Origin of the sequence: Pseudomonas sp. 18-147, from assembly GCF_051048045.1 — a bacterium.
Lineage (GTDB): Bacteria > Pseudomonadota > Gammaproteobacteria > Pseudomonadales > Pseudomonadaceae > Pseudomonas > Pseudomonas aeruginosa.
Window position 1 is genome coordinate 4,813,692 of the sequence record NZ_CP182296.1, and the last position, 11,816, is coordinate 4,825,507.

13 protein-coding genes are annotated in these 11,816 nt (G+C 66.1%); 6 read left to right on the top strand and 7 right to left on the bottom strand.

Annotated elements, in window-relative coordinates; translation table 11 throughout:
• Positions 1 to 5: 5 nt before the first annotated feature.
• Positions 6 to 758 (bottom strand): AraC family transcriptional regulator, encoded by a 753-nt coding sequence (locus tag ACM0M4_RS22815; RefSeq protein ID WP_003085585.1) that lies wholly within the window; start codon positions 756 to 758, stop codon positions 6 to 8.
• 190 nt (positions 759 to 948) lie between these two features.
• Between ACM0M4_RS22815 and lon the strand changes: the two genes are divergently transcribed.
• From lon to cmoB, 6 genes are all read left to right on the top strand, one after another.
• The gene (gene lon, locus ACM0M4_RS22820) at positions 949 to 3,348 is read left to right on the top strand and encodes an endopeptidase La (RefSeq protein ID WP_003101982.1); all 2,400 of its coding nucleotides are present in this window, start codon (positions 949 to 951) and stop codon (positions 3,346 to 3,348) included.
• 110 nt (positions 3,349 to 3,458) lie between these two features.
• Complete coding sequence (locus ACM0M4_RS22825) at positions 3,459 to 3,863, top strand: protease inhibitor I42 family protein (protein ID WP_003085581.1); 405 nt, start codon at positions 3,459 to 3,461, stop codon at positions 3,861 to 3,863.
• Between the two features lie 98 nt (positions 3,864 to 3,961).
• The gene (locus ACM0M4_RS22830; protein ID WP_003114186.1) at positions 3,962 to 4,714 is read left to right on the top strand and encodes a substrate-binding periplasmic protein; all 753 of its coding nucleotides are present in this window, start codon (positions 3,962 to 3,964) and stop codon (positions 4,712 to 4,714) included.
• 131 nt (positions 4,715 to 4,845) lie between these two features.
• Positions 4,846 to 5,418, top strand: a complete 573-nt coding sequence (locus ACM0M4_RS22835) for a hypothetical protein (RefSeq protein ID WP_003085577.1) — start codon at positions 4,846 to 4,848, stop codon at positions 5,416 to 5,418.
• A gap of 104 nt (positions 5,419 to 5,522) precedes the next feature.
• The gene (gene cmoA / locus ACM0M4_RS22840) at positions 5,523 to 6,263 is read left to right on the top strand and encodes a carboxy-S-adenosyl-L-methionine synthase CmoA (RefSeq protein WP_003123029.1); all 741 of its coding nucleotides are present in this window, start codon (positions 5,523 to 5,525) and stop codon (positions 6,261 to 6,263) included.
• Positions 6,260 to 7,228: a tRNA 5-methoxyuridine(34)/uridine 5-oxyacetic acid(34) synthase CmoB gene (gene cmoB / locus ACM0M4_RS22845; RefSeq protein WP_003085573.1), complete on the top strand. Its 969-nt coding sequence runs from the start codon at positions 6,260 to 6,262 to the stop codon at positions 7,226 to 7,228. Before cmoA ends, cmoB begins: the two co-directional genes overlap by 4 nt.
• Before the next feature lie 88 nt (positions 7,229 to 7,316).
• Here cmoB and pdxJ read toward each other — a convergent pair whose 3' ends face one another.
• From pdxJ to lepB, 6 genes are all read right to left on the bottom strand, one after another.
• Positions 7,317 to 8,063, bottom strand: a complete 747-nt coding sequence (gene pdxJ / locus ACM0M4_RS22850; RefSeq protein ID WP_003101974.1) for a pyridoxine 5'-phosphate synthase — start codon at positions 8,061 to 8,063, stop codon at positions 7,317 to 7,319.
• Positions 8,056 to 8,757, bottom strand: a complete 702-nt coding sequence (gene recO / locus ACM0M4_RS22855; RefSeq protein WP_003085569.1) for a DNA repair protein RecO — start codon at positions 8,755 to 8,757, stop codon at positions 8,056 to 8,058. The genes pdxJ and recO overlap by 8 nt, the downstream gene beginning before the upstream one ends.
• Before the next feature lie 60 nt (positions 8,758 to 8,817).
• Positions 8,818 to 9,735: a GTPase Era gene (gene era, locus ACM0M4_RS22860; RefSeq protein WP_003085566.1), complete on the bottom strand. Its 918-nt coding sequence runs from the start codon at positions 9,733 to 9,735 to the stop codon at positions 8,818 to 8,820.
• The gene (rnc, locus tag ACM0M4_RS22865) at positions 9,728 to 10,417 is read right to left on the bottom strand and encodes a ribonuclease III (RefSeq protein ID WP_054376026.1); all 690 of its coding nucleotides are present in this window, start codon (positions 10,415 to 10,417) and stop codon (positions 9,728 to 9,730) included. The genes era and rnc overlap by 8 nt, the downstream gene beginning before the upstream one ends.
• Positions 10,414 to 10,791, bottom strand: a complete 378-nt coding sequence (locus ACM0M4_RS22870; RefSeq protein ID WP_003085562.1) for a DUF4845 domain-containing protein — start codon at positions 10,789 to 10,791, stop codon at positions 10,414 to 10,416. The genes rnc and ACM0M4_RS22870 overlap by 4 nt, the downstream gene beginning before the upstream one ends.
• Positions 10,792 to 10,959: 168 nt before the next feature.
• A complete protein-coding gene (lepB, locus tag ACM0M4_RS22875) occupies positions 10,960 to 11,814 on the bottom strand; it encodes a signal peptidase I (RefSeq protein WP_003101969.1) in 855 nt (284 codons plus the stop codon).
• Positions 11,815 to 11,816: the final 2 nt, after the last annotated feature.

The window sequence follows — 11,816 nt, forward strand, 5'->3', positions numbered from 1 at the left end:
GGCGCTCAGCCCTTGCGCAGCGACTTCGGCGTCAGCCCCAGGTAGCGGCGCATCGCCGTGGTCAGCGCGCTCTGGCTGGAGAAGCCGCATTCCTCGGCGATCCGCACCAGAGGCAGGCGGCTTTCCCGCAGCAACCGCGCGGCGCAGTCGAGGCGGACCTTGAGCAGGTACTGGTGCGGGGTCAGGCCGACGCTGTCCTTGAACTGCGCGTGGAAATGGCTCGGGCTGAGACAGGCGACCTGGGCCAGTTCGGCGACCGTGATGCGCCGCGCCAGGTTCCGCACGATATGCGCGTCCAGGCGCTCCAGGTCGAGCGGCCCGCTGGCCGCCAGGGGCTGCTGCTCGCCGAACAGGCGCAGGTGCAGGGCGCGGATCAGCACTCCGCCGAGGGCACGGGTCAGCAGCGGGTCGCTGCCGTAGCGGGCCAGTTCGGCGCCGGCGTAGCTGAGCAGGTTCTGGAAGTCGGCGTCCAGGGTCGGGTAGCGCGGCGCCTCGAACAGGCGCGCGAGCAGGTCGGGGTCTTCCGGGGTCGGGTTGTCCTCGCCCAGGTCGATGATCAGCATGCGGTTGTCGCCCACCCCGGCGAACACGTGGCCTGCCTCGCCCGGCACCAGGCAGGCGCGCATCCGGCAGACTTCCCCGCCACAGCCGTTGACCTCGAATTCGGCGCGCCCGGCCAGCGACATCACCAGTTGGTGATGCTCGTGGGCGTGGGTGTGCGACTGGTCGGGCAGACGGATGAGGCGGGTGTCGAACATGAACGGCAACTGCTCAATTTTTGCGCACTCTACTCGACTTGCCCGACGCTGCCCAGCACCTTGCCGCAAGTGGTACCCGCGTACCGCGTGCTGCGTGGAAACCTTCGGCAACATCCTTGAACGGACAGGGATTGAAACCCGCCCCCGGGGCCCCATCTAGACTCTCATGTTTCAGTCAGTCAGGTGCCTCATGAGCGACCAGGACGTTAATCCCGAACACATCAGCGACGCGCAGCCCGCCGGCACCGGCCTGGTGCTGCCCGGCCAGACCCTGCCGACCACCCTCTACGTGATCCCGATCCACAACCGCCCGTTCTTCCCGGCGCAGGTGCTGCCGGTGATCGTCAACGAAGAACCCTGGGCGGAAACCCTCGAACTGGTGGCCAAGACCGACCACCATTCGCTGGCCCTGTTCTTCATGGACAATCCTCCGGAAGACCCGCGCCACTTCGACGTCAACAGCCTGCCCGAGCACGGCACGCTGGTCCGAGTGCACCATGCCTCGCGCGAGGGCGGCAAGCTGCAGTTCGTCGCCCAGGGCCTGTCGCGGGTGCGTATCCGGGGCTGGATCAAGCGCCATCGTCCGCCGTTCATGGTGGAGGTGGACTATCCGAAGACCCCGATCGATCCCAGTGACGAAGTGAAGGCCTACGGCATGGCCCTGATCAACGCGATCAAGGAGCTGCTGCCGCTCAATCCGCTGTACAGCGAGGAACTGAAGAACTACCTGAACCGCTTCAGTCCCAACGACCCGTCGCCACTCACCGACTTCGCCGCGGCCCTGACCACCGCGCCCGGCGGCGAACTGCAGGAAGTGCTGGACACCGTGCCGATCCTCAAGCGGATGGAGAAGGTCTTGCCGCTGCTGCGCAAGGAGGTGGAAGTCGCGCGCCTGCAGAAGGAACTGTCCGCCGAGGTCAACCGCAAGATCGGCGAACACCAGCGCGAATTCTTCCTCAAGGAACAGTTGAAGATCATCCAGCAGGAGCTGGGCATCACCAAGGACGACAAGAGCGCCGACGCCGACGAATTCCGCGCCCGCCTGGAAGGCAAGGTGCTGCCCGAGCAGGCGCGCAAGCGTATCGACGAAGAGCTGAACAAGCTGTCGATCCTCGAGAGCGGCTCGCCCGAGTACGCCGTCACCCGCAACTACCTGGACTGGGCCACAGCCCTGCCCTGGGGCGTGTACGGCAAGGACAAGCTCGACCTCAAGCATGCGCGCAAGGTCCTCGACAAGCATCACGCGGGCCTCGACGACATCAAGGATCGCATCCTCGAGTTCCTCGCCGTGGGTAGTTTCAAGGGCGAGATCGCCGGCTCCATCGTGCTCCTGGTCGGCCCGCCGGGAGTGGGCAAGACCAGCATCGGCAAATCCATCGCCGAGAGCCTCGGCCGGCCGTTCTACCGTTTCAGCGTCGGCGGCATGCGCGACGAGGCGGAGATCAAGGGCCACCGCCGCACCTACATCGGCGCCCTGCCCGGCAAGCTGGTGCAGGCGTTGAAGGAAGTCGAGGTGATGAACCCGGTGATCATGCTCGACGAGATCGACAAGCTCGGCGCCAGCTACCAGGGCGACCCGGCCTCGGCGCTGCTGGAAACCCTCGACCCGGAGCAGAACGTCGAATTCCTCGACCACTACCTGGACCTGCGCCTGGACCTGTCCAAGGTGCTGTTCGTCTGCACCGCCAACACCCTCGACTCGATCCCCGGACCGCTCCTCGACCGGATGGAAGTGATCCGCCTGTCCGGCTACATCTCCGAGGAAAAACTGGCCATCGCCAAGCGCCACCTGTGGCCCAAGCAGTTGGAAAAGGCCGGCGTACCCAAGGGCCGCCTGAGCATCAGCGATGCCGCGCTGCGCGCGGTGATCGAGGGCTATGCGCGGGAAGCCGGGGTGCGCCAGTTGGAGAAACAGCTCGGCAAGCTGGTGCGCAAGTCGGTGGTCAAACTGCTGGAGGATCCCGAGTCGAAGGTGAAGATCGGTCCCAGGGACCTCGAGGACTACCTCGGCATGCCGGTGTTCCGCAGCGAGCAGGTGCTTTCCGGGATCGGCGTGATCACCGGGCTGGCCTGGACCAGCATGGGCGGCGCCACCCTGCCGATCGAGGCGACCCGCATCCACACGCTGAACCGTGGCTTCAAGCTCACCGGCCAGCTCGGCGACGTGATGAAGGAGTCCGCCGAGATCGCCTATAGCTACATCGGCTCGCACCTGAAGAAGTATGGCGGCGACCCGACCTTCTTCGACCAGGCGTTCGTCCACCTGCACGTGCCGGAAGGTGCCACGCCCAAGGACGGTCCCAGCGCCGGCGTCACCATGGCCAGCGCCCTGCTCTCCCTGGCGCGCAACCAGGTGCCGAAGAAAGGCGTGGCGATGACCGGCGAACTGACCCTGACCGGCCAGGTCCTGCCCATCGGCGGGGTCCGCGAGAAGGTGATCGCCGCGCGCCGGCAGAAGATCTTCGAGCTGATCCTGCCGGAAGCCAACCGCGGCCACTTCGAAGAGTTGCCCGACTATCTCAGGGAAGGGCTGACCGTGCATTTCGCCAAGCGCTACGGCGACGTGGCCAAGGTGCTGTTCCCGGCCTGAGCCGGCGGCGGATGGCCGACCGGTTCGGCCGTCCGCCGCGCCAACCTTGGCACTCGGGCGCCAGCAAGGTTTATGCTGGCGCCCTTTCCATTCGAGCCGAGGAGCGCTGCATGTCCTTTTCCCCCTCCCGTCTGCTGCTGCCATTGTCCATCGTGGTCCTGGCCGGCTGCGCCGGGCAACAGAAGCCGGTGGTCACCCTGGACGACGCCGACGACTGTTCGCCGCTGAAGCTGACGCAAGGCCAGGAACTGGTGCTGACCCTGCCGAGCAATCCCACCACCGGCTTCCGCTGGGAACTGCGCAACCCTGCTGCCAGCGTGCTCAAGCGCCTTGGCCCGGAGGTCTACAGCAATTCCGAAGAAGACAGCGGCCTGGTTGGCAGCGGCGGCGAATCGACCTGGCGCTTCCGCGTCGCCGCCAGCGGCGACGACCGCCTGGAACTGGTCTACCGGCGGCCCTGGGAAAAGGACGCGGAACCGGCGGAAAGCTTTTCCTGCGCGATCCAGGTGCGCTGAAACCGCTGCCCGCGGCGGACACATTCTGTACGAAGACCGACGTCCTGCGCCGTGGCGACCTGGCCTATCCTGACAGGCCCCGTCGCCCCGAGGACTCCATGCTCCGCGCCTCCTTCGTCCTGCTCGCCCTGTCCTGCGCCGCTCCTCTGCTCTCGTTGGCCGAACCGTTGCGCTTCGCAGGCGACGACGGCTGCCCCTACCTGTGCCCTGGCACGCCGCAGCGGCCCGGCTACCTGGTCGAGGCGCTCAGCCAGGTCCTTCGGGAGCCACCGCACTTCGACAGCCTGCCCTGGCCGCGCGCCGTGCAGATGGTCCGCGACGGCCATCGCGACGGCCTGGTCGGCGCCTATGGACTCGACGGCCTGCGGGTCGGCAGTGAGCCCATCGGCTGGGTCGGGCTGGCCTTCTATACCCGCCACGACAGCGACTGGCACTACTCCGGCGATGCATCCCTGCTCGGCCAGCGCCTGGGCCTCGCCCAGGGCTACGTGAACAATCCGCGCTTCGAAGCCTGGCGCAGCCAGGCCGGCGACGACGACCTGCACCTGCAGGTCCTCGGCGGCGAGCGCGTGCTGCCGCGCAACCTGCAGAAACTGCTGCTCGGCCGCATCGACGTGCTATTGGAAGACCGCGACATCATCGAGCACTACCTGGAGCATCATCCGCAGCTCGCCGGACAGATCCGCCGCGCCGGCGAACTACCCGGGCGGCAGCCGCTGCACGTCGGCCTCAGCCCGCACCTGCCGGAGGTCGACGCGCGTCTCGCGGAACTCGACGAAGGGCTACGCCAACTGCGTCGCGAAGGCACCCTGAAGGTCCTCGGCGAGCGCTATAGGCTTTCTTTCGAATGACTTTCCGGGCCGCCGGAAATCCGCCGCCAGACCAGCAACCACGCTGCTTTCAGCCGATTGAATAAATTCCGGCAGGCCTTTTTGGCGTCGTCTATTACTCAATCTACGACGGCACCGAAAGGAGGCGCGTCATGGGCACCGCTCTTCGTTACTCACTGCTCTGGGCATCCACTGTCTTCGTTTCCTCCTGCGGCAGCCTGCTGCCCAGCGAACGAGCGGAAGTCCAATCCCCCTTCGTCGACTACCTCGATGCCGAACTGCGCTATTCCCAGGCACAACCCGGCAGCACGACCCGTTCGCAGCTGTTCGGGCTGGGTTTCGATCCATTGACCCAGGGCAACGGCCGCATGCTGTCGTTCATCGACGTGCGGCTCATGTTCATCCAGCCGAACATCCCCATCGATTACCTGCCGGGCGGCCTGGTGCAATGCCTGGAAGCGAAGGACCGTTGCATCGGCTACGCCTTCGATTTCAGCAAGACCGACACCCAGCGGGTCGGCAGCTTCTGGGCGGACGTGTTCAACTTCCGCAAGAAACGGGAGTTGCAGGGCTGGTCGTTCAAGGCGGTGTTCGTCTTCGTCAACGACGTGCTGGTGCACAAGGTCAGCAACGGCGAACCGAACATCCATCGCCTGGAAGACAAGAAGAACCCGCTGGGTCCGCTGCAGGGCGCGGGAGAGTACTTCTCCGACAAGCTCAGGTGATTCGCCTGCGCGCATGGGTGAATCGTCGCCGCGCAGTTGGGCGACGCTCATCCCTCGGCTACAATTCGGCCCCCTGAAAAGCCGTGATGCCCGAGGTCACCCGCGTGAGCGAGTCCGATCGCCTGTTCGCCCAACCCCAGCAACGTGTCGCCGACTTCGTGTTCAACGAAGACGTGGTGCGCGTGTTCCCCGACATGATCAAGCGCTCCGTGCCGGGCTACCCCACCATCGTCGAGAACATCGGCGTACTCGGCGCGCAGTTCGCCCAGCCGAACAGCGTGCTCTACGACCTCGGCTGCTCGCTCGGCGCGGTCACCCAGTCGCTGCGCCGCCACGTCCGCAACGACGGCTGCCGGGTGATCGGGGTGGACAACTCGCACGCGATGATCGAGCGCTGCAGTGAATACCTGCATGCCCAGGACGCCATGTACCAGGAGCTGCTGCCGGTCGAGCTGATCGAGGCCGACATTCTCGCCCTGGACCTGCAACCCACCTCGCTGGTGGCGATGAACTTCACCCTGCAGTTCGTCGCCCCCGACCAGCGCCTCGGCCTGCTGCGCAGGATCCGCCAGGCACTGCTGCCCGGCGGCGCGCTGATCCTCTCGGAGAAACTGCGCTTCGCCGATGCGCAGGAGCACGCGCTGCTCACCGACCTGCACATCGCCTTCAAGCGTGCCAACGGCTACAGCGAGCTGGAGATCGCGCAGAAGCGCAGCGCGCTGGAAAACGTCATGCTCCCCGACACCTTCGAGGAACACCGTGAACGGCTCCTGGCCGCCGGCTTCAGCCGGGTCAGCCAATGGTTCCAGTGTCTCAACTTCGCCTCGATGATCGCCCTGCCATGATCCAGCACCTCGCCCTCGACGCCCTCCAGCGACACCTCGCCGGCTCTCCGCTGTACGGCTGGGCGACCAGCCTGCCCGCGCAGATCGCCGCGCGCATCGAGGAAGGCCACGGCGACCTGGCCCGTTGGTGGAGCGCGGTCCAGCGCCTGCCCCAGGTGCCCGCGCCGAAGGTCGAACTGGCCCAGCGCTTCGCCCTGCACAGCGACCACGATGCGGCGCTGCAAGCGCAGGTGAAGGAAGCGCTGCAAGGGCTGATTCCCTGGCGCAAGGGGCCGTTCGACTTCTTCGGCGTACAGGTCGATACCGAATGGCGTTCCGACTGGAAATGGGAGCGTGTCTCGCCACATGTCGAACTGCGTGGCAAACGCGTCCTCGACGTCGGCTGCGGCAACGGCTACTACCAGTGGCGCATGCTCGGCGCCGGCGCGGAAAGCGTGGTCGGGGTCGATCCAAACTGGCTGTTCCTCTGCCAGTTCCTCGCCGCCAAGCGCTACCTGCCGGAGCTGCCGGCCTGGCACCTGCCGCTGGCCCTGGAAGACCTGCCGGAGAAGCTCGAAGGCTTCGACACGGTATTCTCCATGGGCGTGCTCTATCACCGTCGCTCGCCCATCGACCACCTGCTGGCGCTCAAGGACTGCCTGAAGCGCGGCGGCGAACTGGTCCTGGAGACCCTGGTGGTGGAAGGCGACGCCAGCACCGTGCTGGTGCCCGAGGACCGCTACGCGCAGATGCGCAACGTCTGGTTCCTGCCCTCGGTGGCAGCCCTGGAGCTCTGGCTGCGCCGCGCCGGGTTCGCCGACGCGCGCTGCGTCGACGTCAGCCTGACCAGCGTCGAGGAACAACGCTCCACCGAATGGATGCGTTTCCAGTCGCTGCCGGAATTCCTCGATCCGCAGGACCGTTCGCGAACCGTCGAAGGCCTGCCGGCACCGATGCGCGCCACGCTGGTGGCGCGCAAGCCCTGACAGCGAATAGGGAAAAGCCCATCCTCGGATGGGCTTTTTTTTGCTTTCATCCGCCCCGCAGGTCGACGGCAAGCGGGGCGCGATTGCCTCAGCGCTTGGTCGCCGCGGCCAGCATCAGCGCTTTCATCTCGGCCACCGCCTGCCTGAAGCCGACGAACAGGGCGTGGGCGACGATGGCGTGGCCGATGTTCAGCTCGTTGATGCCGTCGATGGCCGCGACCGGCTCGACATTGTGGTAGTGCAGGCCATGCCCGGCGTTGACGATCAGGCCGAGGGAACGCCCGAGGGCCACGCCCTCGCGTACCCGCTGCAGTTCACGGGCCTGCTCCTCGGGGTCTTCGGCGTCGGCGTAGCGACCGGTATGCAGTTCGATAGCCGGCGCGCCGACCCGGGCGGAGGCCTCGATCTGCCGCGGATCGGGATCGATGAACAGCGACACTTCGCTGCCCACCGCAGCCAGGCGTCGCACCGCGTCGCGGATGCGCTGTTCCTGGCCGGCGACGTCGAGGCCGCCCTCGGTGGTCAGTTCCTCGCGGCGCTCGGGGACCAGGCAGCTATGCGCCGGCCGGATCTCCTCGGCGAAGGCGAGCATTTCCTCGGTGACCCCCATCTCGAAGTTCATCCGCGTTTGCAGCACTTCCTTGAGCACCCGCACGTCGCGTTCCTGGATATGCCGGCGGTCCTCGCGCAGGTGCACGGTGATACCGTCGGCGCCGGCTTCCTCGGCGTCCAGGGCGGCCTTCACCGGGTCCGGATAGCGGGTGCCCCGGGCCTGGCGCAGGGTGGCGACGTGATCGATGTTCACGCCGAGCAGAATTCGAGTGGCTTCAGTCACGGGGTGACTCCTTACGGTTCATGAACAGCTCGCGGCTGACCAGCGGCCGGCCGCCCAGATGGGGAGCGAGCGCCTGGCGCATCAGGCGCTTGGCCGCCGCCAGGGCGCCGGGGGCGCTCCAGTCGGCGTCGGCCATGGATAACAGTTCGGAGCCCTGGAACAGCCCGGGTTGCAGCTGCGCCACCGGCTCCAGGCCGGCCTCTGGCAAAAGCTGGTACAACGCCTGCGGCTCGATCGGGCGCCCATCGATGTCGACATCGAGAGCGAAACCATAGCCCAGTTGCTCCAGCAGGCGCCATTCGAACGCGCGCAGCAGCGGTTCGATGGGTCGCCCCGCCGCCAGCAGCGGCAGGGTCGCGGCGTAGTGGGCGAAGATTTCCGGCTGCGGGTCTTCCGCCGGCAACAGGCGGATCAACAGCTCGTTGAGATAGAGACCGCTGAACAGCGCCTGGCCATTGAGCAGGTTGGGAATGCCGGCGCTTTCCAGGCGGGCCACGGTCTTCAGTTCGCCGCGCCCGCGCCACTCCGCTTCCAGCGGCACGAATGGCCGCGCCAGGGCGCCGGCCTTGCCGCGGGCGCCGCGCAGGACCGCGCGCAGGCGACCCAGCGGGGTGAAGAAGTCCACCAGGGCGCTGGTTTCCTTGTACGGCCGGCTATGCAGCACGTAGGTGGCTTGGGCGGCGGCGAAGGACATGGCGGGTCGACCGGGCGCGAGAGGGATGGCGCCCGGCTGGCGCCGGGCTGCCGGGAACGGTCAGAGGTCGCCGTAGCCCAGCGAGCGCAGGGCGCGCTCGTCGTCGGACCAGCCGCCCTTGACCTTGACCCAGAGGTTGAGCATGACCTTGGAGTCGAACAGCACTTCCATGTCCTTGCGCGCGTTCTGGCCAATGCTTTTGATCCGCTCGCCCTTGTCGCCGATGATGATCTTCTTCTGCCCCTCGCGCTCCACCAGGATCAGCGCATGGATATGCAGGATGCGACCTTCCTGCTTGAACTCCTCGATCTCCACGGTGATCTGGTAGGGCAGCTCGGCGCCGAGCTGGCGCATGATCTTCTCGCGGACCAGCTCGGCGGCCAGGAAGCGGCTGCTGCGGTCGGTGATCTGGTCTTCGGGGAAGAAGTGCTCGCTTTCCGGCAGACGCTCGGCGACCAGCTTCTCCAGCACGTCCAGGTTGGTCCCGTGCTGCGCCGAGATCGGTACTACCTCGGCCTTCGGCAACTGCTGGGTGAGCCATTCGAGGTGCGGCAGCAGGTCGGCCTTTTCCTCGATGCGGTCGGTCTTGTTCACCGCGATCAGCACCGGGCAACTGACGTACTGCACGCGCTCCAGGACCATCTGGTCCTCTTCGGTCCAGCGGGTGCGGTCGACCACGAAGATCACCACGTCGACATCCTTCAATGCCGCGCTGGCGGTACGGTTCATGTAGCGGTTGAGGGCCTTCTCGCCGCTCTTGTGCAGGCCGGGCGTATCGACGTAGACGGCCTGCACCTCGCCCTCGGTCTTGATCCCGAGCATGTTGTGGCGGGTGGTCTGCGGCTTGCGCGAGGTGATCGCCAGCTTCTGCCCGAGGATGTGGTTGAGCAGGGTGGACTTGCCCACGTTGGGGCGGCCCACGATCGCCACGTAGCCGCAACGGCTGCCGGCGGGGATGTCGTCGTGCATGTCAGTCATGGCCATTCTCCACGCCCAGGGCCACCAGCGCGGCGGCCGCGGCCACCTGCTCGGCGATGCGGCGGCTGCCGCCGTGCCCGTGGGTCTTGTCGTTCAGCAGGGCCACTTCGCAATCGACGAAGAAGGTCCGGCAATGGGGTTCGCCCTGGATATCCACCACCTCGTAGCGCGGCAGGTCGCAGCCACGCGACTGCAGGAACTCCTGCAGGCGGGTCTTGGGGTCCTTGTTGGTGTCCACCGGGGTCAGCTCGCGCAGTTGCGGTCCGAGCCAGGCGATGATCCGCTCGCGCGCGGAGTCCATGCCGGTATCCAGGTAGATGGCGCCGATCAGGGCTTCCATCGCATCGGCGAGGATCGACTCGCGGCGGAACCCGCCGCTCTTCAGCTCGCCCGAGCCCAGCCGCAGGTAGTCGCCCACCTCGAAGCCGCGCGCCAGCAGGGCCAGGGTCTCGCCCTTGACCAATCGCGCGCGCAGGCGCGAAAGCTGGCCTTCGCGAGCCTGCGGGAAGTGGTGGAACAGCGCCTCGCCGATGACGAAGTTGAGAATGGCGTCACCGAGGAACTCCAGGCGCTCGTTGTTGCGCCCGGCGTAGCTGCGATGGGTCAGGGCCAGGACCATCAGGTCCCGGTCTTTGAAGGTATAGCCGAGCTTGCGCTCGAGTCGGTCCAGCGAATTACTCACGGCATGCGTACACGGAATTCTTTGTCGAAGTGGACCACCAGGTCGATGTTGCTGATCAGTGGCTCGCGTTTTTCATATTTCAGGTGCGCCCGGAATTGGTTGTCTTCCAGTTGCACCTCCAGGGCCTTCTCCAGGTCCAGGTTGCGGATGCCGTTGATCTGCATCCCCTTGCCGACGTAGCTGTAGAACTCCGGCACGGAACGCACCTCGGCCGCCTTGTCGGTCTCCACGGAAGTGATCACCTTCTCCAGCGAATAGTAATCCATGTAGTGCGGGATGATCTTGAACGCGGCGCTGGCGAAGAACGCCACCACGCCCAGCACCACCAGCCACCCCAGCAGGGACATCCCCTTCTGCGAACGCGCGAACCTCATGTCGGACCTCATGTCAGTGTAGTTATTCCGTCCAGCGAGCGGTAACGCCATCGGGCAAGGCCCTGCGGCGGCGTTCGCGGAAGTGAAAGCGGGGCTGCCCTCGGGAGCAGCCCCGCTTCGCGATTATTCAGCAGGAGCGCCCTTCCGCGTGGCGAACCTGCGCACAGGTCAGTGAATCACGCCGACCCGGGAGAAGTTCGGCAGGTTGCTCATCTTCGGATCGGGCCAGCTCATCCATACAGCGAAGGCCTTGCCGACGATATTGCGGTCCGGAACCATGCCCAGCAGATCCTTGGGGATCTTCGGATCGTTCCAGTAGCGGCTGTCGTTGGAGTTGTCGCGGTTGTCGCCCATCATGAAGTAGTGGCCGGCGGGAATGGTCCACTGGCGGTCGGGCTCGATGCGATAGCGGCTCATTTCCTTGCGGATCAGGTGCTCGGCCTGGCCCAGCTTCTCCTGGTACAGGGTCACGCTGCCCAGGGTGCCCGGTTCCTCGCCGACCAGTTTCTCCGCCACCAGCTCGCCGTTGACGTACAGGCGCTTTTCCTTGGTGTAGCGCACGGTGTCGCCGGGCAGGCCGACCACGCGCTTGATGTAGTTGATGTTCGGTTCGCTGGGATAGCGGAACACCATGACATCGCCGCGCTGCGGGTCGCCGATCGGGATCACCTTGGTGTCCAGCACCGGCAGGCGGATACCGTAGGCGAACTTGTTGACCAGGATGAAATCGCCGACCTCGAGGGTAGGTTTCATCGACCCCGAGGGAATCTGGAACGGCTCGACCAGGAAGGAACGCAGCACCAGCACGATGAACAGCACCGGGAAGAACGACTTGCCGTACTCCACCAGCAGCGGTTCCTTGTTGAGCTTCTCCAGCACTGCCGGATCGGGCTCGTTCACCTGCCCTTCGTAGGAAGAGATCGCGGCCCGCCGACGCGGCGCGAACAGCACCAGGTCGACCAGGGCCAGGGCGCCGCATACAGCCACGGCGATGACCAGCAACAACGGGAAATTGAGTGTCATGG

What these genes read in the sequence shown, in the direction of transcription:
- ACM0M4_RS22815 (WP_003085585.1), bottom strand. Translation starts at nt 758, where the DNA reads ATGTTCGACACCCGCCTCATCCGTCTGCCCGACCAGTCGCACACCCAC.
- lon (WP_003101982.1), top strand. Translation starts at nt 949, where the DNA reads ATGAGCGACCAGGACGTTAATCCCGAACACATCAGCGACGCGCAGCCC.
- ACM0M4_RS22825 (WP_003085581.1), top strand. Translation starts at nt 3,459, where the DNA reads ATGTCCTTTTCCCCCTCCCGTCTGCTGCTGCCATTGTCCATCGTGGTC.
- ACM0M4_RS22830 (WP_003114186.1), top strand. Translation starts at nt 3,962, where the DNA reads ATGCTCCGCGCCTCCTTCGTCCTGCTCGCCCTGTCCTGCGCCGCTCCT.
- ACM0M4_RS22835 (WP_003085577.1), top strand. Translation starts at nt 4,846, where the DNA reads ATGGGCACCGCTCTTCGTTACTCACTGCTCTGGGCATCCACTGTCTTC.
- cmoB (WP_003085573.1), top strand. Translation starts at nt 6,260, where the DNA reads ATGATCCAGCACCTCGCCCTCGACGCCCTCCAGCGACACCTCGCCGGC.
- recO (WP_003085569.1), bottom strand. Translation starts at nt 8,757, where the DNA reads ATGTCCTTCGCCGCCGCCCAAGCCACCTACGTGCTGCATAGCCGGCCG.
- era (WP_003085566.1), bottom strand. Translation starts at nt 9,735, where the DNA reads ATGACTGACATGCACGACGACATCCCCGCCGGCAGCCGTTGCGGCTAC.
- ACM0M4_RS22870 (WP_003085562.1), bottom strand. Translation starts at nt 10,791, where the DNA reads ATGAGGTTCGCGCGTTCGCAGAAGGGGATGTCCCTGCTGGGGTGGCTG.
- lepB (WP_003101969.1), bottom strand. Translation starts at nt 11,814, where the DNA reads ATGACACTCAATTTCCCGTTGTTGCTGGTCATCGCCGTGGCTGTATGC.